Origin of the sequence: Hyphomonas jannaschiana VP2 (genome assembly GCF_000685215.1) — a bacterium.
GTDB lineage: Bacteria > Pseudomonadota > Alphaproteobacteria > Caulobacterales > Hyphomonadaceae > Hyphomonas > Hyphomonas jannaschiana.
The window spans coordinates 240,918-262,756 of sequence record NZ_ARYJ01000002.1 but is presented as its reverse complement, the minus strand read 5'-3'; the positions used below and the strand labels follow the sequence as shown (position 1 = coordinate 262,756).

Here is a 21,839-nt window from a genome sequence, read left to right as displayed (position 1 = left end):
GCATGACGCCCCGGTTAGGTCCTCTCGCCTTGTCGCAAACCTCAATGTGGCGGTGACAACATACTCGATGGGCTTTGCCCTCCGGAACCGGTCGTCGAGGCCTCCAGACTGGTCGAAGGAAACATGTCGGCGTTTAAACCTCGAGAAATATGACTGACTGGCCAATGTGAAGGGAAGAAGAAGATAGTCGGTAATCCGACCACGTGTTCGGCCCTGATATTTCTCAAGCCCCCCAATTGGTGCATGCTCTTCTGAGGGAAACACCCCGCAAATGTTACGAAAAGTCACTTCAGGAACGCCTTGCCGCTTTGGTTTGCTGGATGTAATCCCCAGCTCATGCTTTTGTTAATGTCGTTTTGAAGCAAAGTTTCCTTTGGATGGATATCGAAGTCGCCCGCACATTTCTTGAAGTCGTCAAGACAGGCAGCTTTGTCGGAGCTGCGTCCAATCTTCATCTGACACAAACGGCTGTAAGTGCCCGCATCAAGGTTCTGGAAGACCGGCTCGAACGCTCACTCTTCATCCGAAACAAGTCTGGCGCAAAACTAACGCCGGCAGGCGAACAGTTCTTCAGATTCGCTGCGTCTCTTGTTCACGTATGGGATCGGGCCAGGAGCACGGTCGCCCTGCCGCCCGGTCGCGAGACTGTCGCCACTGTCGGGGCAGAATTGAGCCTCTGGAATCCGTTGCTGCGACACTGGATGCTCTGGATGCGTCGAGAATGCCCGGAACTTGCCGTCAGAACCGAAATAGACACCTCGGACCGTCTGATGGAATGCGTCCAGGATGGGACGCTCGATGTCGCGGTGCTGTATGCTGCGCCTAAACGTTCAGGCGTGGTGACCGAGCTCCTGTTCGAAGAGAAACTGGTCATGGCACGGACAACTCCTACCGATCAGCCCTTGTCTGAGGAAGATCATGTTCAGATTGATTGGGGTGACGAGTTTGCGGCGAGCTATCAGGCAGCCTATCCGGAAAAGCCGCCAGCTGTGACCTCTTTCAGTTATGGGCCCCTCGCGCTCGAATACATCCTGGCGACAGGCGGAAGCGGGTACTTCAGAAAAGGCATTATCCGGTCCTATCTTGAAGAAGGACGCCTGTCTCTTGTCCAGGATAGCCCCGAATTTTCCTATTCGGCCTATATGGTTCATTCGACGCGAGCCGATGCCGATGTCATTGACCGGGTTCGCAGAGGTTTGCGTGCCTCCGCTGAAATCGCGACATGATGAAGTCTGAGCCTCGAACCTGACTGAAGGTAAAAGACTTCAAGTCTGCATGCAGGCGGCGGGCTTGCGGCTTAAGCAACGGCAGCATCGGGAAAAGCGATGAACGTCCCAGATCTATGAGCTTTGCTCGAAATCACACCGATCAGATCAATTTTTTTGCTCTGAAACAGCAATAATCATCGTTTGTATAATGTTTGCGCCGTGCGCACATACGCTCTCAGATCGCTTCGTATCAGCGCAGTAATGTCGCCGGCAACTCAGTTCCGGCATTGACGGGTATTCTAATGGGCTTGGTTATTAATCTCGACACAGAGCAACAGCGCCTCGTTGAAGATCTGACCCGGTCGCTTTCCCGGGCACAGCTTCAGTGGCTTGGCGGCTATTTCAGCGGACTTGCCGCCGGGCCTGACGAGGTTGCCGTTCAGGCGAAGGGCCCCTCTACCCGACAGCGCAAGCTGGCTATTCTGTTTGGTTCTGAAACAGGCAATGCGGCAGAAGTGGCACGCTCACTTGAAGCAAAAGCGCAGCAAGCAGGCCTGGTCCCATCCGTTCAGGACATGGCGGACTACAAGGTACGCAAGATTGCTGAAGAACAGGACATTCTGATCATTGTCAGCACGCACGGCGAGGGCGAGCCCCCACAGCCCGCGATGAACTTTTTCGAATTCCTGGAAAGCCGGAAGGCCCCGACGCTCGGCGATACCAGATTCTCAGTACTCGCTCTCGGCGATTCGACGTACGAATTTTACTGTCAGGCGGGCAAACAGATTGATAGCCGGTTTGCCGCGCTCGGCGCCAAACAAATTCTGCCGCGCGTTGATTGTGATGTCGACTTTGAAGACGACGCTGACAATTGGATCAAGTCGGTACTGGAGCAACTCTCGGACGGGGAAGCAGAAAATTCTACTGGGACAAATTCTGTCATGCCTATTGGGGCGCCCTCGCCGTCTCGCCATGACAAACGTAATCCCTTTGCAGCCAGTGTTCTCGAGAACATCCGCATCGTTGGCGGAGGCTCGTCAAAGGATACCCGGCACATTGAATTGTCTCTGGCAGGTTCAGGCCTTGTATATGCACCCGGAGACGCCCTGGGCATCGTGGCTGAAAACGCGGCCGACACGGTAGAGAAGCTGCTCGAAGCCCTATCATTGGATGCCGAGACCTCCATTACCCTCAAGGGACATGTCTTCTCGCTTGGTGAAGCCCTGACCCATCGTTATGAAATCACGACGCTGACACCTCGCTTCCTCGAATACTGGACACTGCTCAGCGACGCTGCCGACCTGAAGCGGCTGGCAAAGGAGGACCAGTCCCTGGAACGGAAAGCCTTCCTGCAAAATCATCACATAATCGATCTTTTGCGCCTGTTCCCGGTCAGTGGCGTCATGCCTCAAGGATTTGTGTCGGCGCTGCGGCCGCTGCAGCCACGGCTTTACTCTCTTGCTTCAAGCTTGTCCTACGCACCGGACGAAGCCCATTTGACTGTCGCCCCGGTCCATTATGAGCTGCATGGCGACTGGAGAAGCGGCGTAGCGTCGGGTCTTCTTGCCGGGCGCGCTACGCCGGATTCGCAGATTCCTGTTTATGTTCAGGAGAACCGGCATTTCCGGCTGCCTGATGATCGTACACCGATAATCATGATCGGCGCCGGAACGGGTGTCGCGCCGTATCGGGCGTTTCTGCAGGAACGGGAAGCGAGAGGCAGCAACGGGGCGAACTGGCTCTTCTTTGGTGACCGGAATTTCCGCACCGACTTTCTCTACCAGACCGAGTGGCAAGCCTGGCTTCGTGATGGAACCCTAGGCAGAATGGACGTCGCTTTTTCGCGGGATCAGGCAAACAGGATTTACGTTCAGCACCGGATGATGGAACAGGCGCGTGACATCTATGCCTGGCTGGAAGACGGCGCCAATATCTATGTTTGCGGCGATGCGGCCAGTCTGGCTCCAGACGTTCATCAAGCCCTGATAGAGATTGTCGCCCAGGAATCAGGCCTGGCGCACGAGGCGGCAGACGAATATGTGCGCACACTTCAAACAGAGCATCGCTACCAGAAAGATGTCTATTGAGAGAACTGCCATGAGCCAGACGACCGATCGCAGCTTCGACATTTCCCAGTCACTGGACGATCTGGGACCTGACGAAAGAATGAAGGAATCCAGCGATTTCCTTCGTGGGACAATTGCCGAGGGTCTTCTCGATCGTATCACTGGCGCTGTTCCATCCGAACACGACGTCAAGCTCATGAAGTTCCATGGCATTTACCAACAGGATGACCGGGACGTCCGGGACGAGCGGCGGCGTCAAAAACTTGAACCTGCCTTCCAGTTCATGATCCGTGTCCGGCTGCCCGGAGGAGTTTGTACACCGTCCCAATGGCTGATGCTGGATGAACTTGCTCGGCGCCATGGTGGCGAAACCCTCCGGGTAACGACGCGGCAGACATTCCAGTTCCACTGGGTACTGAAAGGGAGCCTGCGGCCGATTATCCAGGGTCTCCATGAAGCTCTACTCGACACAGTCGCCGCCTGCGGCGATGATAGCCGGGGCGTGATGTGTACCGTCGACCCGCGGAGTTCAACATTGCACGCAGAGGTCGCCTCCCTCGCCAAGCAGGTCAGCGATCACGTGATCCCCAAGACCAGAGCTTATCACGAGATCTGGTACGGAACCCAGCGAATTGCCTCATCTGCCCCGGAAGAGCCGTTCTATGGCCCCACCTATCTGCCCCGGAAATTCAAGATCGGCTTTGCCCTCCCCCCCTCAAACGACATCGATGTATTCTCTCAGGATCTCGGTTTGATCGCCATTGCCGACGACAATGGTCTTGAGGGTTTCAATGTCGTGATCGGCGGAGGCATGGGCCGGACTGATAAGGACCCAAGCACATATCCCCGTCTTGCCAGCCTGATCGGATTTGTACCGGCAGAAAATCTCATGGCATGCGTTGAAGCCGTCATGGGTGTTCAGCGCGATTATGGGAACCGGAAAAACCGCCAGCACGCACGATTCAAATACACAATAGACAACAAGGGAATAGACTGGGTCCGGGAAGAGATCGAGCGGCGCATGGGAATGTCTTTCGCCAAGGCCCGGGCCTTCGAATTCACATCCAACGGAGATCCATATGGCTGGCAAAAAAGTCCAGACGGGCTCTTTCATCGCACCGTCTATATCGAGAATGGGCGCCTCAATTTGCGCGCACTCGATGTGTTCAGGGAAATCGCGCAATCGCATTCGGGATCTTTCAGACTGACCCCGAACCAGAACATCATCATTTCCGGCGTGCAGGAAAATCAACGCAAAAAGCTCGATTCAATCATCCTGAAACAACTTGGACCAGACCAGCCATCAGCCTTGCGTCAGAATGCGATGGCGTGTGTCGCTTTACCCACATGCGGTCTCGCCATGGCCGAAAGCGAACGCTACCTGCCGGAACTTCTCGACAAGGTCGAGGCGATCCTCGCGGCAAACAATCTTGCCAACGTCCCTATAACGTTCAGAATGACGGGGTGTCCCAATGGGTGTTCGCGCCCCTATCTTGCCGAGATTGCCCTGACCGGGAGAGCCCCCGGAAAATATAACCTCTATCTGGGAGGCGGCTTCCATGGTCAACGCCTCAACAGACTGGTCGCCGAGAACATCGGCGAAGAGGCCATACTCAACATTCTATCCGCCCACATCGAATCTTATGCCCGAGAACGCGAAACGAATGAGCATTTCGGTGACTTTCTTGTTCGCACAGGTAAAATCGAAAATGCCGCGAACACAGGCACCTCCAAATGACAGACAGGAAACGGCACCGCCCCGAAACGATTGCCGCCTCTCATGGCGTTGCCACGGACGCCGCATTCGGCGCCGTCGTGCCTCCGCTTTATCTTTCGACAACCTATCAGTTCGAAGGCTACGACAAGCCCGGGCCCTATGATTATGGCAGGGGCAACAATCCGACGCGCGATCAGTTCGCGTCCGCCCTCGCCCAACTGGAGGAAGGCGCCGGAGCCGTTATCACATCAAGCGGACTTGGCGCTCTCGATCTTCTGGTCGGACGGTTGACACCGTCCGATTTGGTCATTGCACCACATGACGCTTATGCAGGAACCCTGCGTCTATTGCAGGCTCGCGCGAACCGTGGACATTTCAGGCTTTGTCTCGTCGACCAGAGTGACGATGCCGATGTTCACCAGGCGCTTGACGACACACCGGCGCTGTTACTCATCGAGAGTCCGAGCAATCCCCTGATGCGGGTCGTGGATATTGAATCACGGGCCGGATGGGCCCATCAGGCAGGCGCAGAGGTCGCCGTAGATAACACCTTCCTGTCCCCCGCCCTTCAGCAACCCATCCCGCTTGGCGCCGATTATGTGTTCCACTCAACGACGAAGTATCTGAATGGACATTCGGATGTGATTGGAGGCGCCGTAGTCGCATCCGACAGGCAAAGATTTGAATCGTTGAAGCAGTGGGCGAATATCGTGGGCGCGACAGGTTCTCCGTTCGATTCCTGGCTCGCATTACGAGGACTTCGCACCCTTTACGCACGCCTCGCTGTCCAACAGAAGAGCGCCATGGCGATCGCCGTATACCTCAGTGATCATCCTGCCGTAAAAGCGGTTCACTATCCCGGGCTACCGACCCACGCCAGCCATGCGATCGCCAATAGACAGCAGAGCGGATTCGGCGCCATGCTCAGTTTCGAATTGCATGGCGGCCTTGCCGCGGTGAGGAATTTTCTGCGATCGGTCGAGATATTTACCTTGGCCGAGTCCCTTGGCGGCGTGGAAAGCCTTATCGCCCATCCAGCGACCATGACGCATGTGGACATGACAGACGAAGCCAGGACCCTGGCTGGCATAAGTGACAGCTTGCTCCGGATTTCCGTTGGTCTGGAAGCCACATCGGATCTTATCGCAGATCTATACAGCGGTCTGGATGCCTGTTGATGAAGCAATGCCACCAGAACAACAGACCAGTTGCCCTGCTGAACCGTTCCCGGTTCTACTTTCTGGGTGTGGTCGGAGACGGCAGCGCGATGTCGGCGAGCGTCGTTCGGTTCAGGTCGCGCAGGAAAACCTGTTCAGCATGTCGAAGCTGCTTCTTCAGTTTACATCGTCCGTCCAGGGTACAATGGTTTCCTTCCTGGTCAAAACATTCCACGAGCGGTTGCCCCTCTTCCAGCAGAGCGATGAGTTCACCCAGACGAATTTTTGCGGGTGCTTTGGCGAGGACGGCACCACCACCAATGCCGCGGCGGGTTTCGACAATACCTTCCCGGGCAAGTTTTTGCATGATTTTGGTGAGATGATGCCTGGACAGCTGAAACTCTTCTGCGAACTCAGCGGTAGACAATGCCTGGCCAGGCGTGCTCGCCATTTTCATGAGCATTCGGAGCCCATAGTCGGTAAAAGATGTTAGACGCATGAAGCCTCGCATGATCATAATTGGTATTGAAATTATTGATTATAGGTCAGGTCGCCGAAATCAAGGCGTGCTGTTGCGCTTGGAGCCCGACTTTGAAAGTCCGGCAGCGCACCCTGAATCCCGGTTTCAGGCGATTTGACCCGAAAGGGGAGCAACAGACCATGAATAGTCACGCACCGGATCAGCCCACAATTTCTGCAACAACATCGGATCGTCAACTCCTGATCAACAACCTCGCATTTGTCAAAGGACAGATGGCCAGAGCCTGTCAACGGTCGGGTCGGCACGCCAGAGAGGTCACCCTCCTCCCTGTCACGAAGACGGTCGGCGAATCGCGACTACGCATGGCCTACGAGGCCGGTCTTCGTACATTTGGTGAAAACAGAGTCCAGGAAGTAAGGACAAAAGCCAGCGCCATGACGGATCTTGATATAAAATGGTCCATCATCGGCCATCTGCAGACCAACAAAGTCAAATATGTCGCGCGCTTTGCCACGGAGTTTCAGGCACTCGATAGTCTGAAACTCGCCTCTGCCCTTGACCGACGATTACAGGCGGAAGGACGGAGCCTGAATGTTCTGATCCAGGTAAACAGTTCAGGAGAGGAGTCCAAATACGGCATTCCTCCGGCCGATATCCTGCCCTTTGTGCGCCAGCTTGTTCCTTTTGCTTCGCTCAAGGTCCAGGGTCTTATGACATTGGCCACTTTTTCTGGGGATGAGCAGCGCGTACGGCCATGCTTCAGACTTATGCGGCGCCTTCGTGACCGCCTCAGACAAGAAGCTCCGGACAGTTTGTCCTTTGACACATTGTCAATGGGTATGTCCGGCGACTTTCCAATCGCGATCGAGGAAGGCGCTACGGTTGTTCGAATAGGTCAGGCTCTGTTCGGTCAACGTCCTCTTCCGGATAGTCATTACTGGCCGCAGTCTCCATGACACGACCGCCGACGATCGTCTCCATTCAGTCACAACTGGTCTTTGGTTGCGCTGGCAACAATGCAGCGGTGCCATTGCTTGAGCGCTTGGGGGCAACGGTCCACGCGGTTCCCACCGCCATTCTGTCGAATACCCCACACTATCCCACCATTGCCGGTGGCCCCATGCCTGCAGAACTCATTCGTGACTTGCTCGACATTCTGCTTGATCGCGTGCCGCCAAACCATATTGACGTTATACTGACAGGATATATCGCATCTGCCGAAACAGCCGCCATTACCGCGCGCTTCATCCAGCGTGTCCGTGCCAGCCACCCCGGTGTGGTCGTTCTTTGCGATCCGGTCATGGGTGACACGGATTACGGTTTGTATGTCTCTGAAGATGTCGCAGAGGCCATAAGGACGCTCCTGACTGAACAGGCAGATATCCTGACCCCCAACCTGTTTGAAGCGAAATGGCTGGCCGAGACATCAACAGATGATCCTCTTGAGCTGCTGGAGCACCTCCTGCTGCGCGGCAGGACGTCGATCGGTGTGGTCACAGGCGTTCTGGAAGCAGACGGACGAATATCAACGATTGCCGGGAACCGTCAGGCGCGGTGGGTGGTCACCACAGACCGTCTCGATCTTCGACCGACCGGAACCGGCGATATCTTCTCGGCGGCATTCGCCCGCCATTTCTATTTTTCCAGAGATATTCGTGGTGCATTGGAAGCCGGCGTGGCGGCCGTATACGATCTCCTGCAATTCTGCCGCACGGAATCGGCGCTGGAGCTGCAGCCCCAGATGCTGGCATTTAACCATCCCGTTTCTCCTGGCATGCCCATCTAACTCACTTCATTTCAAGCTTGCGGTCCTTTTATTTTCCAGAAGAGCGCCCCACTCTCTGGCATCGTGAGCACATTCGTCGCAGAGTGCGGCGTTTACACAAGAGCCTTTTGATGTACTTTATATGTATCTTTTAAGGCGTACTGAGCGATCACTCCGAGACACTCGGCCGGCAAGCCAGCCTTTCCAGCAGATAGAGGCACCATGTCGAATTTCATCATCCGGACCGCACAGGAGCGCAGGGAACAGATCCGCCGCGATGCGGCCAACATGGGAATCAAGGACGACTATATCTCGACATTGGTGGAGACGTTCTATTCCCGTGTTCGAACGGATCCGGAGCTCGGTCCGATTTTTGACGGTGTCATCGGTGACAACTGGGATCCTCATCTCCAGAGAATGAAGGATTTCTGGGCGTCCGTCGCTCTCAATGCCGGACGATATTCAGGAAAGCCAGTCCCCGCGCATACCAGACTGGAAGGCGTATCCCGCAGGCATTTTTCGACCTGGTTGCACCTTTTCCGGAGCACCCTAAAGGACACTGCGCCTTCACCTGAAGCGATAGACTACTTCATGGAGCGCGCTGAACGAATAGCCGAGAGCCTCCAATTTGCCATGTTCGGGATGCCGGGACTGCAGACACAGGATGGTGTGCCAACAAAGTCAAGAACCATAGACGTCTGACACGCCGAACCATGAATTTGGGATCTTCCGTGAACCTCGTCAGCTCTTCCTGGACGGCACGACATGCCGCGTCCCTGGCTTTGCGCCTCTCTCAGAACACGGAAATGCCGATCCTGTGAGTAACCTGGCCCGTTTGCTCTGGATCGCATGTGGCACCCTGTCGCTTGTCTGCGGCGCCGTGGGCATCGTTCTTCCCCTCCTTCCCACGACACCTTTCCTTCTCCTGTCTGCGTTCGCATTCGCGCGGTCCTCCCCGCGCCTGCATCATTGGCTTGTCGAACACCCACAGTTTGGGGTTCTAATTGACGATTGGTATCGCCACGGCGCCATCAACAGATCTGCGAAACTCTGCTCTGTCGGCTTTATGGTGGTAACACCGCCCATCACATGGATGATCGGCGCACCCGGTTGGGTACTGGCCATCCAGATCATCATTCTGCTAGGCGCAGCTATTTTTGTGGTTACGCGGCCTGAGGGCGGAAAGAGCGACAAAAGTGCAACATCTGGGTAATGTCGTTATACTGAACTTTAATTGCGTTTCATACCTCCCGACATGAAATACTGCTCCTGCAGCGACAATGGCGCTTGTCAGCCTGGCCACCGGTTAGTGAGAGATGTTGCCCGGGACGAGTGTTGCGATCCAGCCTGTCTGGTTCCCTAAAAACATTACTCCGTTCTCCATCAACAGGCGCCCCCGGAACATTGCTGCCAACATCCTTAAGCGTAGCCCCCCAACATCGCCCGGATCGCAACCACGTCCTTACATCGCCCTGATTGTGTCATCACGACCGCATACGTCTACATGCGCATACACGGAGCCTGAGCAGGCCTTCAGGAATGACGCTTCAGACTGGCGGAATAAACATCCGTTCGGATTCTCCAATCTGCCGGTCGCTTGGCCTCATGCAGCTGTAAGCGTGCCAGGATGCATGGCCAAGGACAGGAAAAGCGATCACGAGGCCGAAAAATCCGGTTGCAATGGAAAAGACGAACAAGGCAACGACGATCGCGCCCCAGACAAGCATGACAGGTAAATTGTTCCACACCATGGTCATGCTGATACCCATCGCAGAAAGAGCGTCTGTCTTTTCTTCAAGAAGCATGGGCACAGCAAAAACGCTGATCGCAAAGGCAAAACCTGCAAAGAGCGCGCCGATAACAGACCCCGTTGCCAAAAGCGCCCAGCCTGTGGGCGTCAGAAACAACATGGGCAACAGTTCGCTGGTTCCAGGAAACGGAACAATTCCAAAAAAAAGTGCATAAATCAGAACCGCTGAGCGCAGCCATAGCAGGAACAGCCCCAACATCATGACGCCCATAAACAATGCCTGATAACCGGACCGTGGCCGGATGAAAACCATAGTGGCAATTCCTATTGGTTCACCTGTCTCGATCCTGCGGCTTTTTTCATACAAACCATTGGCAATGAGCGGACCGATGACAACAAATCCGGCCAACGCGGGAAACAGCGCATACTCGTACCGGAACAGGAACAAAGCCCAGACAACGAGAATGGAAACAGCAAACACACCGAAACCGTAGAGGAAGCTGGCAATCGGCTTGGTCCAGAAGTCCATCCACCCTGATTGCAGCCATCCAAACGCGGTGTGCCACGGTAGATTGCGCGCATGTGGATTTGCACGTGGCAGCGGCGGCACGATGATCGGTATCATTCCGTTGGAATACGGAGGGCCTGGCTGAGGCGGGCGGGAAGTATCGCTTAACATGCAGGTGCCGCCGCCCGATAGGAATCGGCATTACCCGACGAATGCGTGAAGGCGCACCCGGTCTGCGAAGCCACCGCTACATAAACCAGATGGGCATTCGCGATCAGGAATACAAACATGGTCGCCAGAGCAAGGCCAACACCCAGAAACCTGGACGGTGTCCAGACTCTGATATTTCCCCGTGCGGTCATGGCCTCTCTCCATCTGCAAGTTCCTGAAGATAAATAACCAGCATCTTCCGATCCTCATCGCTCAGCCTTGCTTGCCATGCCGGCATCCAGCCCTGACGGCCGTCCCAGATTGTATAAAATATGTCATTATCACCGCCGCCATACAGCCAGACGTCATCTGTCAGGTTCGGCGCGCCGGCCTGCAAGCGCCCCATACCGTCTGCACCATGACAGCTTGAACAGTTTCGCGAGAAAAGGTCTTCTCCGGCAGCACGAACCTCAGCCGGGATGTCGGATCCTGACAGCGACTTCACATAAGGAACGAGAAGGCGGACGTCCCTTCCGCTCAGGACACCGAGACGTCCGAAAGCCGGCATCTGGGCGTGGCGCGTATCAGGGTGCTGGGAATTTATCCCTACCCGCAATGTTTCCATGATCTGATCTGTATCACCACCCCATAGCCAATCCGTGTCAATCAGGCTTGGATATCCAGGACCGCCCGACGCTGCGGTGCCATGACATACTGCACAATTATCGCCGAAAATTGCACTCGCTGTGTCCATGACATAATTCATTAGACTTACGTCTGTCATGATTTCAGGAACTGAGCGCTCCCTGATCTGCCGGTCTCTCTCTGCGAATGCCCGCTCTGCAGCAGCAATTTCCTTGTTCACCTGCTGTCGCTGATCCAATCCCAACACCCCTTTTGTATAAGTCGTCCCTACTGGCCACGCAGGTAGAAGTATCCAGATGATCAGAGCCCAAACATGCGTGACTAAAATAAATAGCCATATTGCTCGCGGCACTCTCGTGTTGAGCTCGGTTATGCCATTCCACTCATGTCCAGTCGTCATATGACCGGTCAGGGGGTCGCGCACTTCTTTCATCCCGACTTGTCCTCCCTATGACCGCTATGATTTAAGGGCCCCTGTTCGTCATCAAGGATGCTTCTGGCAGCTCGATTGAAACGTCGACCCAATGAGGGCCAGAAGGCGTAAGCTGTAATCCCGATCGACATACCAACCAGCCAGAACAAGCCGAACGTCTTGGCAAGTACAACGAGAACGTCATGCGACAAGTCCATCACTCGTCCCTTGCTGAATTTGACTCTGGCAAGTCCGTCAGCTGACCCAGAACCTGAAGGTAAGCAACCAGAGCATCCATTTCAGTCACACGGCCATCCTGACCGTCAAAATTCCGAATGGCTGTTTCTTCGCCGTATCTTTCGAACACACCATCGGCGAGGTCGCTATCGGGTTTGGCCTGACCAGCCGCATCCACCTCTGCACTGGAAATCATATCTGCCTTGTATGGAACTCCGGCGCGCCGAAGCGCTTCCAGCCGTCCCGGAAGCGATTGTGTTTCCAGAACGGCCCTTCTGAGGAAGGCATATTGCGGCATAATCGACTCAGGAACGACCGTCCGCGGATTCACAAGGTGCTGGACATGCCAGCTGTCAGAGTATTTGCCACCAATTCGCGCAAGGTCCGGCCCCGTTCGCTTGGACCCCCAGAGCATTGGATGGTCGTACTGAGACTCCACCGCCAATGAGTATGCCCCATAACGCTCGACCTCGTCTCGCAGCGTTCGGACCATCTGGCTGTGGCACGCATAGCAGCCTTCGCGAACATAGATATCGCGCCCAGCCTGCTCGAGAGGCGTGTAAAGGCGCATGTCCGGAGCCGCCTCCACTGTTTCATCTATGGTGAAGAGTGGCGCAATCTCGACAAGCCCCCCAATCGCTGCCGCTATGATAATCCCTATGGACAAGCCCATTGAATGACGCTCGATTCGATAGTGCGCAACGGCATGCGCCTCATAAAGCGATGCAAATGGCTTGATCAGAACGCGGATTATTTTCATCAGCATTTCACTTCCCCGCCACTGCAGCGACCTGGGGCTCCTCCGAGTTCATTGGATAATCCCGTTCTGGCTCCTTTAAAGGCGCCCGCCGTATGGTCATGACAACATTCCAGAAGCCGATGCACGCTCCGGAAAGAAAGAGCAATCCTCCGAAGGCGCGAGCTATGTAGTAGGGCCGCATCGCAACAACTGTATCAATGAAGGGGTACTTCAATGTTCCGGATTCGTTATAGGTTCGCCACATCAATCCTTGAGTGATACCGCTGTTCCACATAGCGAACACATAAATGACGGTACCGGCCAGCGCGAACCAGAAATGCCATTCTACCGCTTTGGCGGAGTACATACCCGCCCGCTTCCAGAGTATCGGGGCCAGTGTATAGATTGACCCGAACGTGATGAATGCCACCCACCCCATAGCTCCGGCATGAACATGACCGACCGTCCAGTCAGTATAATGAGAAAGGCCGTTTACGGGCCTGATGGCCAGGAAGGATCCCTCGAAGGTCGAAAGTCCATAGAACACAGCCGCGATCATCATGAACCGCAAGGCGGCATCATCCCGCACCTTGTTCCATGCCCCGTTAAGCGTCATCAAAGCATTCCCTGCCGATGCCCATGAAGGAACAAGCAGCATGATCGAAAACGTCATGCCGAGTGTCTGAACCCAATGCGGCAAAGCCGTATAATGCAGGTGGTGGGACCCCACCCATATGTAGAAGAAAGTAATCCCCCAGAAGGAGAGGATCGACAATCGATAGGAATATATTGGTCTTTCCGCCCGCTTAGGGAGAAAGTAATATAGCATTCCGAGAAAACCGGATGTCAGGAAGAAGGCAACGGCATTGTGGCCGTACCACCATTGAGTCATCGCATCCTGCACGCCCCCAAAAACCGAGTAGCTCTTTGCTCCACTGAATGACGCAGGAAGGGCAAGATTGTTAACGACGTGAAGGACGGCCATGACCAGAATGAAGGCAAGATAATACCAGTTGGCGACATATATGTGCGGCTCGTTTCGTCTCGCCAGAGTGCGAACATACAAGGTAAAATAACTCACCCAGACAACAACCAGCCAAATATCGGCATACCATTCGGGCTCGGCATACTCCTTTGACTGAGTTACTCCCATCAGGTACCCACTTACCGCAATAAGACAGAACAGATTATATCCCAGAAGCACGAACCAGGGCGCAACCTGATCAGGTATTCTCGCCCGGGAAGTACGCTGCATGATGTGAAAAGATGTCGCGATCAGGGCATTTCCACCAAAGCCGAATATGATCCCGGTCGTATGAACTGGTCGAATTCGGCCAAAGCTCGACCAGGCGTTTTCAAATCGGAAATCGGGCCATGCAAGCTGGCAGGCAACCCAGACCCCCATTCCCATCCCTACCACTGCCCAACTAAGCGCAATAATGAGTCCGGCCTTGGTCGGATCATCATAGTATGAAAGAGTGCGATCTTCGGAGGGCTCCGGATCGTAAAAATTATTGCCAATAACAAGGATTAGCGCGCCACAAAAGGCCAACACAATCCATCCGTGTACGCCCATGGGGTCGCCAGAACCGAAGGCGCCCATGAGTACACCAATCAGCGCACCGGTGCTGGCAAGCATCAAGGCTATAGACCGTTCGCCGCTCGTCAGGCGCGATATCATGCTTCACTCTCCGATTCCTGATCCGAATGCGTCAAGGTCCGCAGTTTTACCTCCTTCGGACTGTCATCACCCAGGAGTATGCGCGATGCATCTCCCTGAAGATCGTCGAACTGGCCGTTACGAACACTCCAATAAAAGGCGCCGAGACTTGCTACCCCCATAATGAATGTGACAGGGATAAGTATCAGGAGAATGGACATGCCTAAATCAGTTCCGTACGGCATCGCGTCATGTGTCGCGCATTGACAGTAAAAATATCCTGGCCGCAGGAGATTTTCTTCAACAAGAACAGAACCCCTCGATAAGGCAGGTAAGTTACCGAGCCTGCGAGATCCTTCAGCACAGTGATCAGGTCATTGCGGGGCCCTGCCTGATTGCATAACGGACGCGGATGCCCCGTCTTCGCGGCATTCAAATTCTCGTCAGTTGCCACCGCGTCTTCCATCCATTTCCACGCTTGCAAGGCCTTGAGCATGTGAGGTGGCTCCCCTTTTCCGGCAGAAGTGAACTACAGTTCATACCCACCCCTCTGCCTCCGGAAGCATCAACGTCAGCAAGGGCTGCATCCTGCATGTCGCTTCTTCCCAGACCCCTGAAGCCAGAGATTTCCGGATTCGGGGAAGCCGGGTGCTTCACGGCATTTCAGTTACAGAGGGATTACGCGCACAAAGAGGTATTGTAAATACCTATTTTGTCGCACTCAGACTTCGTTCGCCTTTTTGTGAGTTCGGGCGCCCATCCCAAGAAAGAGCCTCATCACAGAAGCGTCATATTATTCGTGTACGGGTCTTTCCTGACAGCCAGAACTGACGCAGCTGCACGAAATCCTTGAGGCCACAGCCTCACAACATACGTCTTTTGTCAGCCCCCGAGATCAGACTGCAGCCCCGCCTCCGTCAGGATTAGATTAAGCGGGATATCGTGGGGCTGAGGGTAAATTGTCGCAAGTTGTGCGGATTGCAACCCGATACCAATCGAAAATGGTGGCGGAGACAATGTGGCCAGGGTCCGGTCAAAGTAACCGCCCCCATAACCCAGGCGATACCCCTCCATATCCCAACCAACCAAAGGTACGAGCATAGCATCCGGCGTAAGGATTTGAGCCTCCGCCGGCGGGACAAGGATGTTCCAGTATCCTCGCTCCATTCGTGTATCGGGCATCCACCTGCGGAAAACCAAAGGCGCGGCCTTTGTCTCAACCACCGGTAAGGCAACCAAAATGCCCTCCCCATGCAACGCTTCCATGAGCGGGCGGATATCCAGTTCCCCCTTAATCGGCCAGTACATTGACACAACTGAACCGGCTCGCATGATTTTCCGGTTTGCGAACAACTCCTGCACGTTCTGGATAATCTTTTCACTTGTGGAGCGACGAACAGTTGCCTCCAATGACATTCTTTCGGTTCGCAATCGGGCCCGTTCGGCTTTCCGCCATCTCGCAACATCCACAGCCTGCTGCGGATCGACAGCAGAAGAGCCAAAATAGTCAGAAGACAGCTCGCCGGCCATGCACGGGGAGGATGCATAGGGTCTGGGGTCTCTGTTCCTGCTGTTCATATTTGGCCCCTGATAAATTTTCGATGATACGGACTCTCAAAAAGCATTGTCGCGTCTTCGGTGCTCCAGGGCAATCCCGCCCCTCCGGCACCCACAGCAAATTCCGTGAATCACATGACGGGCAGACAAGACATCGTCACGAAGCCCAGATCATGATGTCCATAAAGCACGGGGTATTCTGTCAGCCTGCGCTTGCGATGCACCACCGCCTGCGCAACAGTTTTCCACTGAACGACCACAATTCCGACTTCAGCAATAATTTTCGAAGCCTTTTGCCAGACAGCTCGAAGAGTGCGGCTTGGTCGCTGGCCCGTCCAATAACACAGCCCCTCGTCGATACGGATGTCTGCCGTCAGGCAGTTGAGCGTCTGGATATATACTAGGTTAGGATTCAGGTCATAGGCAGGAGACCCACCTTGGGTATCCACCTATCGAGGCAATCAGGCCCTTTCCCTCTCCTGAAGGTGTTGCGCCAGAGCGTCTTTCCTTAAGGCGGGAGCGTGCGCTTGTCCTCCTTGATACTATCTCCGTACAGCGGCACTCCTGAATATGACTTCGCGTCTCTCATAACGAAATGCGAAACAATTGTCTCGATTTTCAACTCCTCATTATCAAGCAGGCTTTCCTGCAACCTGCTCCAATACGCCATGTCCGGAACGATGAACCGTGCAATATAATCGGTCGTCCCGCTTGTATAGAAAGCCTCAATGACCTCGGGCATACCCCGCATGATACGTTCAACCTTCTGCGAAGTTTTTGAGTCATGTTTGCTGAGGGTCATCAGAGCAAAGATTGTCAGATTTGAGTCTATTCTTGCGGCGTCAATTTGTGCTTTGTAGCCAGTGATCACCCCCTCCTTTTCGAGCCGCCTTACGCGCGCAAGGCACGCGCTCGGTGATAACGCAACGGCATCAGCCAGATCAGCATTCGTGATGCGACCATCAGACTGAAGAACCCGAAGGATAGAACGGTCAATCCGGTCAAGCGCAAAATATTTTGTCATTTCGTCTCTCCAACGCAGACTATGCTGCGTTGCTGCAAATATTCAAAGCCTCAATCGGTGCAATTAGAGCCACTCTGCAAGTCAAACATGACCGGCTACCAGTAGGAGGCGAAAATGCCCCCCCTTTCTTCAGACCTGCGCCTTCCCTATGTGGCGATCGTCAGCGCTGCAGCGCTCTGGGGCAGTGGCTTCTATTTGACCCGCTTGGGCCTTTCCGATTCAGGCGCACTCGGCTTCGTCGCCCTCAGAATGGGAGCGGCCGCACTTTGCCTGATGTTGCTGGCTGGCAAGTCTTTGCAGCATATTACAAAACATGAAGTGCTCGGTGGATGTCTGGTCGCCCTGACTGCCCTGATCGGCTATGGTGGAACCGCTATCGCGCTTGAAACTGAACCGAGTGCCAGGGTCGCTTTTCTCTCGGCCACTTATGTTTTGATCGTGCCGGCGATCCAGCTCCTGATGTATGGAGAAAAGCCATCGCCTCAATTGATACTTGGTGCATTCTTTGCGCTCCTTGGCGTCGGGCTCATGTCGGGCAGCCTGACGGCTGACGCGGCAGACTTCAGCCTGGGTGACATGATTTCACTTCTCAGCGCGGTCGCCATCGCTACGGAAATAGTGCTGCTAGGTCGCATCATGCGTTCGGCCGATCCTACGCGCATTGCGGTGGTCGTTCTTGTATCCACCGCAGTCCTAAGCGCTATGGCCAGCGGCGTAAGGGGCGAGCCTCTGCCTGTTTTCACACCTCAGCTTTTCGGAATCATAGCCGTTTTTGGTATCATGACCGCCTATATCCAGTTCGCGATGGGATGGGCCCAGAAGCGTATCAGCGCACCCAAGGCCGCTGTTATTTATGCAACAGAACCCCTCTTCGCCGCGTTGATCGGATACGCTGTGGGTGAAGCCCTTGGCGTAAACGAGCTTCTTGGCGGCCTTCTCATCGTCCTGGGCGTGCTCGTCACGGCGTTCCGCATTCGCAATCCACATCTACGCTCCGGTCAAACATCGTAAATCCATCACCAGAACGACATCTCCACAAATTGAAATCAGGAGCACCAGCATGCTTAAAACGTTGAGAAAATCGCTTTTCGTGGCAGCCTTGGGCGGCGTCGCTATAACAGGCTGTGCGGCATTGCCTTCGGACTCGTCCTCATCTGAAACAGTGATCGCACAGAGAATTACAATCACAGGCCATGCGACCTACCGCGAACGTATTGCGCTTGCGCCAGGTTATGTATTCAACGTCACACTCAGCGATGTCTCGATCTCGGATCACGCAGCACCTGTACTTGCTAAAACGACCCGCACACTGGGTACGGAGCAAGTTCCATTATCATTCAAGATGGATGTAGACACATCTGAGACCAGCAGCAATGGCAAGTACGCTATACGTGCAACCCTGACCGACCCGCTCGGTAATCTGGAATGGACAACCGACACGACAAACACTCTGACGCTGGACGCAGGGGGGCAGGATGTTGGAACGCTCCTGATGGCAAAAGCGGCACCTGACGGACCAAATGATGCAGAGCTGGCGGCTCGTCTTCGGGCAAATCAGTGGCGCGTTGAAAGTATAAATGGTGGCGGTGTCGTCGATAATGCGAAAGTCACAATAGTCTTTCAGACCGACGGCCGCCTCGGCGGTTCAAGTGGGTGCAATAGCTATAATGGGGCCTATTCTATCGAGAATGAGCGTCTGCACATTCGTGGTGTTGCCACCTCCTTGCGCGCATGCGCCCCAGCGTTGATGGACATGGAACGCAAATTTCTGATCGCATTGGACGGAGCCGCCACCTTGAACTTTGATCAGGATGGACGGCTGACCCTTCAGTCATCTGATGGTCAGTCTGTAACTGTAATCTCAGCAAATTAGGAGACTGTCATGCATAAGCCAGCGCATTTCCGACTGGATTACCAGACCGTACTTGTAACTGGAGGTGGTGCAGGCATCGGAGCCGCAATTGCGCGAACCTTCGCTGGCGCTCGCGCGATGTGCATGGCCAGACTATCTGGATATATCCGGTCGCTGAGGTTGTCGTTGGCAGGTTTGCATCACACCCAGTCGCCTCCAATGCCGCCAATGATCCGACCTCTCTTCCAGCTTTTGAGGCCGTTGCCGATTACCTGAAAGCCAGATAGGCGGAGCGGCCAAGCACGTAGCTTGAATCCGAACCGGGACGCACCCTCTAAAAAGCCGAGGGATTTTCGCACTGACAGCCACACAATCATTCACCCGCGGCGTTTACAGTTGACGATCAGCATCGCAGACACCGTTTTGGCTGAAAGCGGTGAGCACACTGAATGGGCAATCGACCTCTGTGAAACAACGCAATTTAGCCAGATAAACCTGTTCGTGGATGTTGCCACAGGAAGGGAGAACATCAACAAGAATGAAGAGGTCCTTAAACGAACTAAGTCGCAGCACGATGAGAACCATCACGCTGCTAACGCGGCCTGCTGGTCAGGAAAGCGCGCTCCTGAATTGTCTCGCAACGCGTGGGTTTCACGTTGAAAACGCGCCAGTTCTCCAAATTGAACAAATATCGTTCAACGCTCATTCTCTGCAGACAGCAGGCATTATCTGCATTACGTCACAAAATGGTGCTCATTGCCTGGCTGCGACGCGGGAGCTACCGAGAGATAAGCCGATCATGGCAGTGGGACCAGGTTCAGCGGTCCGGCTTTACGCTGCTGGCTTCACTAACGTCCTTGTTGCGCAAGGTACGGGAACCAGCCTTGTAGATCTGATTCAGAAAACCTATCCCAAGTCCCGTCAGCTGTTCATTCACTTGAGTGGTGAACATGTAGCCTTGGACATCGCGCAGGCATTGAAAGAGAAAGGATATACTGCCGGTCGTGTCATCGGGTATCGAGCAAATCCTGTCGGCAGTCTCACCTGCAATATAAGAGACCTGATCGGCAGTGGTATGATGAATGCGGCTGTTTTCCTCTCGCAACGCACAGCGTCGGAGTTTCTCAAAAACGTCGACTGCTATGGACTGACCTCACATGCACAACGAGCCGAAGCGTTCGTAATGAGCCCCAAGATCGCGGAAGTGCTGAGCCAGAACGGATGGGATAAAGTCAATATTTCGAGTACGCCATCAGCTGAGGCTGTGGTCGCTTGCCTCGAGAGACACGCCAGACGGTTGGATCTGAAAATTTGAACTGGCCCTTCACATGAAGCCACCTCCAAGTGTGAGTTCCAGGAAACCAACTTGCGTTCATGCTCGCCTGGAGGCGGAAAATGACAACAGCAAAAATCTCTGGGACGCCTTCATTTATCTACTGCCATCAACACATTTCGCCTCACACAATCTTTGTCAGACGGTTTGCGCGGCCAGGCATTCTTGTTTATCTGTACCGGGGGTAATCGGTCGCACACGGTTCGTTTTCGCCGGACAACGACTGCAAGCCTTTGATGATCTGGCGCCTCATCTGGCTGCCAGCCGTTCACAAAGGTACTCTCTCAACACAACGGCTTGATTGTGTATTCGGTCCCTGGCCCCGAACAATAGAACCACCTCGCCTCTCCGGCACCAGTCCAGGCACCTTGAAACGGGCTCATTGCGCCCATCAAGTTCAGCGCGATATCGTCTCTGGAATATTTCCCACTTCTCAACATCATGCGCAAACCACTTGCGCAATGCAGTGCTGGGGGCGACCTCGCGAATCCAATCGTCCAGTGCCAGCTCACTCTTGGTGACCCCGCGGGGCCAAACCCTGTCAACCAGCAAGCGGGCCCCGCGAACGTCATCAAGATTATCGTACACGCGCGCCAGATGAATCGATGGAGTAGTCGTCATTGTCCGGTTCTATCCCTCATCAGACCGTTTCTGAATATTTCATCAAGGATACCCAGCGACAGAGGCACTCCTGCACCGGTCCGGGCGGACTGTGCTTTTTGTCTGGAAGCACGCCTTTAGCGAACCGCCTTTCTTTGCCCCCTCAATATTCTGGGCCTGACGAACCATCCGATTTATACTGCCCATCAACCTTATTATAATTTCCGTGGCAGAGCACTCAAACTTCCATTCCCGATCTATACCGGTGGCAGCAGGGCAGAATATGGCATCCCCTACCCTGTCCAATATTTGTGATAATTATTATCCATTCGCCCAGCCGGCTGTTGCGGAAGGCCATCAGAGTTCCGGGAGAGAGCGCTGCGCAAGAATGCCTGCACATCGCTTCGAACCAAATTGAACTCCCGTTCCCTGCGGATATGAGCGTGTTGAAGCGCCATACCCGTCATCAAGCCATATATTATCCGTACCCTCCCTTCACTTTCACTGGCGCTTTCATAGCGGTCTCCCGTCCGGCTCTCCCGCAATACGCGTGATATATCCTCGAAGGTCTCGGCTCGAGCAGCGTCGATCGCCCGGTTCAGCTTTGGCATAGCCAGAACAGGCGCAGCCAAGACACGGAAATATGCAGCCATTTCCAGACTATTGCTGACCCCACCGAGATGAAGATCAACAAAATCCAACACTTTCTCGATGCCACTCGCATCGACACGGGCGCGCCGTTCCAGATATTTTCGCCGACTGGCACACAGCCTCTCGACCACGGTTACCAGCATCCCTTCCTTGGACCCAAAGCGTTGATAACTATGGCCTCGGCTGTAACCAGCAAGCTTTCCAACCTCCTCGCACGTCAGCGTCGACATTTCGTGTTCTGAAATGAGGCGATACGCGGCTGTCAGAAGACGGCGATCCGCCGTTTCACGCCGCTCGGACTGTGTTCTTCTCGGCGCATCCATACAA

The 21,839-nt window shown here is 54.5% G+C and carries 25 protein-coding genes and 1 pseudogene; 13 read left to right on the top strand and 13 right to left on the bottom strand.

The window, feature by feature from the left end:
• The first annotated feature begins 377 nt into the window (after window positions 1-377).
• The 4 genes from HJA_RS04050 to metB all read left to right on the top strand — a co-directional run bounded on the left by HJA_RS04050 (window position 378) and on the right by metB (window position 6,169).
• Window positions 378-1,226, top strand: a complete 849-nt coding sequence (locus tag HJA_RS04050) for a LysR family transcriptional regulator (RefSeq protein ID WP_035578522.1) — start codon at window positions 378-380, stop codon at window positions 1,224-1,226.
• Window positions 1,227-1,510: 284 nt separating this feature from the next.
• Window positions 1,511-3,295 carry an assimilatory sulfite reductase (NADPH) flavoprotein subunit gene (locus HJA_RS04045; RefSeq protein WP_035578520.1) on the top strand — a complete coding sequence of 595 codons (1,785 nt, stop codon included), beginning with the start codon at window positions 1,511-1,513 and terminating at the stop codon, window positions 3,293-3,295.
• Window positions 3,296-3,305: 10 nt separating this feature from the next.
• Window positions 3,306-5,012 carry an NADPH-dependent assimilatory sulfite reductase hemoprotein subunit gene (locus tag HJA_RS04040; protein WP_035578518.1) on the top strand — a complete coding sequence of 569 codons (1,707 nt, stop codon included), beginning with the start codon at window positions 3,306-3,308 and terminating at the stop codon, window positions 5,010-5,012.
• A complete protein-coding gene (gene metB / locus HJA_RS04035) occupies window positions 5,009-6,169 on the top strand; it encodes a cystathionine gamma-synthase (protein ID WP_035578514.1) in 1,161 nt (386 codons plus the stop codon). Before HJA_RS04040 ends, metB begins: the two co-directional genes overlap by 4 nt.
• A 55-nt stretch (window positions 6,170-6,224) precedes the next feature.
• Here metB and HJA_RS04030 read toward each other — a convergent pair whose 3' ends face one another.
• Window positions 6,225-6,647 (bottom strand): RrF2 family transcriptional regulator, encoded by a 423-nt coding sequence (locus HJA_RS04030; protein ID WP_035578918.1) that lies wholly within the window; start codon window positions 6,645-6,647, stop codon window positions 6,225-6,227.
• A gap of 161 nt (window positions 6,648-6,808) precedes the next feature.
• Between HJA_RS04030 and HJA_RS04025 the strand changes: the two genes are divergently transcribed.
• From HJA_RS04025 to HJA_RS18855, 4 genes are all read left to right on the top strand, one after another.
• Entirely contained in the window at window positions 6,809-7,585 is a 777-nt protein-coding gene (locus HJA_RS04025; RefSeq protein ID WP_035578916.1) for a YggS family pyridoxal phosphate-dependent enzyme, read from the top strand.
• Window positions 7,582-8,415: a pyridoxal kinase gene (pdxY, locus tag HJA_RS04020; RefSeq protein ID WP_081814510.1), complete on the top strand. Its 834-nt coding sequence runs from the start codon at window positions 7,582-7,584 to the stop codon at window positions 8,413-8,415. The genes HJA_RS04025 and pdxY overlap by 4 nt, the downstream gene beginning before the upstream one ends.
• A gap of 201 nt (window positions 8,416-8,616) precedes the next feature.
• A complete protein-coding gene (locus HJA_RS04015; protein ID WP_051597336.1) occupies window positions 8,617-9,096 on the top strand; it encodes a group III truncated hemoglobin in 480 nt (159 codons plus the stop codon).
• A gap of 115 nt (window positions 9,097-9,211) precedes the next feature.
• A complete protein-coding gene (locus HJA_RS18855) occupies window positions 9,212-9,607 on the top strand; it encodes a YbaN family protein (protein WP_422119963.1) in 396 nt (131 codons plus the stop codon).
• 334 nt (window positions 9,608-9,941) lie between these two features.
• On the opposite strand, the gene HJA_RS04005 is transcribed toward HJA_RS18855, so the two are convergent.
• From HJA_RS04005 to HJA_RS03965, 10 genes are all read right to left on the bottom strand, one after another.
• Window positions 9,942-10,769, bottom strand: a complete 828-nt coding sequence (locus HJA_RS04005; protein ID WP_081814509.1) for a DUF2189 domain-containing protein — start codon at window positions 10,767-10,769, stop codon at window positions 9,942-9,944.
• A gap of 241 nt (window positions 10,770-11,010) precedes the next feature.
• A complete protein-coding gene (ccoP, locus tag HJA_RS04000; protein WP_035578508.1) occupies window positions 11,011-11,880 on the bottom strand; it encodes a cytochrome-c oxidase, cbb3-type subunit III in 870 nt (289 codons plus the stop codon).
• Complete coding sequence (locus HJA_RS18850) at window positions 11,877-12,077, bottom strand: cbb3-type cytochrome c oxidase subunit 3 (RefSeq protein WP_035578505.1); 201 nt, start codon at window positions 12,075-12,077, stop codon at window positions 11,877-11,879. Before HJA_RS18850 ends, ccoP begins: the two co-directional genes overlap by 4 nt.
• Window positions 12,077-12,856 carry a cytochrome-c oxidase, cbb3-type subunit II gene (ccoO, locus tag HJA_RS03990; protein WP_081814532.1) on the bottom strand — a complete coding sequence of 260 codons (780 nt, stop codon included), beginning with the start codon at window positions 12,854-12,856 and terminating at the stop codon, window positions 12,077-12,079. The genes HJA_RS18850 and ccoO overlap by 1 nt, the downstream gene beginning before the upstream one ends.
• 7 nt (window positions 12,857-12,863) lie before the next feature.
• Complete coding sequence (gene ccoN / locus HJA_RS03985) at window positions 12,864-14,516, bottom strand: cytochrome-c oxidase, cbb3-type subunit I (protein WP_035578502.1); 1,653 nt, start codon at window positions 14,514-14,516, stop codon at window positions 12,864-12,866.
• Window positions 14,513-14,716: a cbb3-type cytochrome oxidase assembly protein CcoS gene (ccoS, locus tag HJA_RS03980; protein WP_051597335.1), complete on the bottom strand. Its 204-nt coding sequence runs from the start codon at window positions 14,714-14,716 to the stop codon at window positions 14,513-14,515. Before ccoS ends, ccoN begins: the two co-directional genes overlap by 4 nt.
• A 2-nt stretch (window positions 14,717-14,718) precedes the next feature.
• Window positions 14,719-14,991, bottom strand: coding sequence for a hypothetical protein (locus HJA_RS03975; protein ID WP_035578499.1), 273 nt, complete (start codon window positions 14,989-14,991; stop codon window positions 14,719-14,721).
• A gap of 386 nt (window positions 14,992-15,377) precedes the next feature.
• Complete coding sequence (locus tag HJA_RS03970) at window positions 15,378-16,025, bottom strand: 5-formyltetrahydrofolate cyclo-ligase (RefSeq protein ID WP_081814508.1); 648 nt, start codon at window positions 16,023-16,025, stop codon at window positions 15,378-15,380.
• Window positions 16,026-16,183: 158 nt separating this feature from the next.
• Complete coding sequence (locus HJA_RS18505; protein ID WP_155839854.1) at window positions 16,184-16,501, bottom strand: hypothetical protein; 318 nt, start codon at window positions 16,499-16,501, stop codon at window positions 16,184-16,186.
• Between the two features lie 59 nt (window positions 16,502-16,560).
• Complete coding sequence (locus HJA_RS03965; protein ID WP_051597334.1) at window positions 16,561-17,076, bottom strand: Lrp/AsnC family transcriptional regulator; 516 nt, start codon at window positions 17,074-17,076, stop codon at window positions 16,561-16,563.
• Window positions 17,077-17,190: 114 nt separating this feature from the next.
• Between HJA_RS03965 and HJA_RS03960 the strand changes: the two genes are divergently transcribed.
• The 5 genes and pseudogenes from HJA_RS03960 to HJA_RS03950 all read left to right on the top strand — a co-directional run bounded on the left by HJA_RS03960 (window position 17,191) and on the right by HJA_RS03950 (window position 20,243).
• The gene (locus HJA_RS03960; RefSeq protein ID WP_035578493.1) at window positions 17,191-18,087 is read left to right on the top strand and encodes a DMT family transporter; all 897 of its coding nucleotides are present in this window, start codon (window positions 17,191-17,193) and stop codon (window positions 18,085-18,087) included.
• A 49-nt stretch (window positions 18,088-18,136) separates the two neighbouring features.
• A complete protein-coding gene (locus HJA_RS03955) occupies window positions 18,137-18,949 on the top strand; it encodes an META domain-containing protein (RefSeq protein ID WP_035578490.1) in 813 nt (270 codons plus the stop codon).
• Window positions 18,950-19,062: 113 nt separating this feature from the next.
• Window positions 19,063-19,215 (top strand): annotated as a pseudogene (locus HJA_RS18845) (6-aminohexanoate hydrolase); the annotation flags it as partial.
• A gap of 109 nt (window positions 19,216-19,324) precedes the next feature.
• Complete coding sequence (locus tag HJA_RS18615; protein ID WP_162177016.1) at window positions 19,325-19,588, top strand: hypothetical protein; 264 nt, start codon at window positions 19,325-19,327, stop codon at window positions 19,586-19,588.
• The gene (locus HJA_RS03950) at window positions 19,503-20,243 is read left to right on the top strand and encodes a uroporphyrinogen-III synthase (RefSeq protein WP_162177026.1); all 741 of its coding nucleotides are present in this window, start codon (window positions 19,503-19,505) and stop codon (window positions 20,241-20,243) included. Before HJA_RS18615 ends, HJA_RS03950 begins: the two co-directional genes overlap by 86 nt.
• 267 nt (window positions 20,244-20,510) lie before the next feature.
• Here HJA_RS03950 and HJA_RS18840 read toward each other — a convergent pair whose 3' ends face one another.
• Both HJA_RS18840 and HJA_RS17825 read right to left on the bottom strand, forming a co-directional pair.
• Window positions 20,511-20,882 carry a DUF488 domain-containing protein gene (locus tag HJA_RS18840; RefSeq protein WP_035578485.1) on the bottom strand — a complete coding sequence of 124 codons (372 nt, stop codon included), beginning with the start codon at window positions 20,880-20,882 and terminating at the stop codon, window positions 20,511-20,513.
• Between the two features lie 272 nt (window positions 20,883-21,154).
• Window positions 21,155-21,835 (bottom strand): TetR/AcrR family transcriptional regulator, encoded by a 681-nt coding sequence (locus tag HJA_RS17825; protein ID WP_081814506.1) that lies wholly within the window; start codon window positions 21,833-21,835, stop codon window positions 21,155-21,157.
• Window positions 21,836-21,839: the final 4 nt, after the last annotated feature.

What these genes read in the sequence shown, in the direction of transcription:
- HJA_RS04050 (WP_035578522.1), top strand. Translation starts at nt 378, where the DNA reads ATGGATATCGAAGTCGCCCGCACATTTCTTGAAGTCGTCAAGACAGGC.
- HJA_RS04045 (WP_035578520.1), top strand. Translation starts at nt 1,511, where the DNA reads ATGGGCTTGGTTATTAATCTCGACACAGAGCAACAGCGCCTCGTTGAA.
- HJA_RS04040 (WP_035578518.1), top strand. Translation starts at nt 3,306, where the DNA reads ATGAGCCAGACGACCGATCGCAGCTTCGACATTTCCCAGTCACTGGAC.
- metB (WP_035578514.1), top strand. Translation starts at nt 5,009, where the DNA reads ATGACAGACAGGAAACGGCACCGCCCCGAAACGATTGCCGCCTCTCAT.
- HJA_RS04030 (WP_035578918.1), bottom strand. Translation starts at nt 6,647, where the DNA reads ATGCGTCTAACATCTTTTACCGACTATGGGCTCCGAATGCTCATGAAA.
- HJA_RS04025 (WP_035578916.1), top strand. Translation starts at nt 6,809, where the DNA reads ATGAATAGTCACGCACCGGATCAGCCCACAATTTCTGCAACAACATCG.
- pdxY (WP_081814510.1), top strand. Translation starts at nt 7,582, where the DNA reads ATGACACGACCGCCGACGATCGTCTCCATTCAGTCACAACTGGTCTTT.
- HJA_RS04015 (WP_051597336.1), top strand. Translation starts at nt 8,617, where the DNA reads ATGTCGAATTTCATCATCCGGACCGCACAGGAGCGCAGGGAACAGATC.
- HJA_RS04005 (WP_081814509.1), bottom strand. Translation starts at nt 10,769, where the DNA reads ATGATACCGATCATCGTGCCGCCGCTGCCACGTGCAAATCCACATGCG.
- ccoP (WP_035578508.1), bottom strand. Translation starts at nt 11,880, where the DNA reads ATGAAAGAAGTGCGCGACCCCCTGACCGGTCATATGACGACTGGACAT.
- HJA_RS18850 (WP_035578505.1), bottom strand. Translation starts at nt 12,077, where the DNA reads ATGGACTTGTCGCATGACGTTCTCGTTGTACTTGCCAAGACGTTCGGC.
- ccoO (WP_081814532.1), bottom strand. Translation starts at nt 12,856, where the DNA reads ATGAAAATAATCCGCGTTCTGATCAAGCCATTTGCATCGCTTTATGAG.
- ccoN (WP_035578502.1), bottom strand. Translation starts at nt 14,516, where the DNA reads ATGATATCGCGCCTGACGAGCGGCGAACGGTCTATAGCCTTGATGCTT.
- ccoS (WP_051597335.1), bottom strand. Translation starts at nt 14,716, where the DNA reads ATGTCCATTCTCCTGATACTTATCCCTGTCACATTCATTATGGGGGTA.
- HJA_RS03975 (WP_035578499.1), bottom strand. Translation starts at nt 14,991, where the DNA reads ATGCTCAAGGCCTTGCAAGCGTGGAAATGGATGGAAGACGCGGTGGCA.
- HJA_RS03970 (WP_081814508.1), bottom strand. Translation starts at nt 16,025, where the DNA reads ATGGCCGGCGAGCTGTCTTCTGACTATTTTGGCTCTTCTGCTGTCGAT.
- HJA_RS03965 (WP_051597334.1), bottom strand. Translation starts at nt 17,076, where the DNA reads ATGACAAAATATTTTGCGCTTGACCGGATTGACCGTTCTATCCTTCGG.
- HJA_RS03960 (WP_035578493.1), top strand. Translation starts at nt 17,191, where the DNA reads ATGCCCCCCCTTTCTTCAGACCTGCGCCTTCCCTATGTGGCGATCGTC.
- HJA_RS03955 (WP_035578490.1), top strand. Translation starts at nt 18,137, where the DNA reads ATGCTTAAAACGTTGAGAAAATCGCTTTTCGTGGCAGCCTTGGGCGGC.
- HJA_RS03950 (WP_162177026.1), top strand. Translation starts at nt 19,503, where the DNA reads ATGAGAACCATCACGCTGCTAACGCGGCCTGCTGGTCAGGAAAGCGCG.
- HJA_RS18840 (WP_035578485.1), bottom strand. Translation starts at nt 20,882, where the DNA reads ATGACGACTACTCCATCGATTCATCTGGCGCGCGTGTACGATAATCTT.
- HJA_RS17825 (WP_081814506.1), bottom strand. Translation starts at nt 21,835, where the DNA reads ATGGATGCGCCGAGAAGAACACAGTCCGAGCGGCGTGAAACGGCGGAT.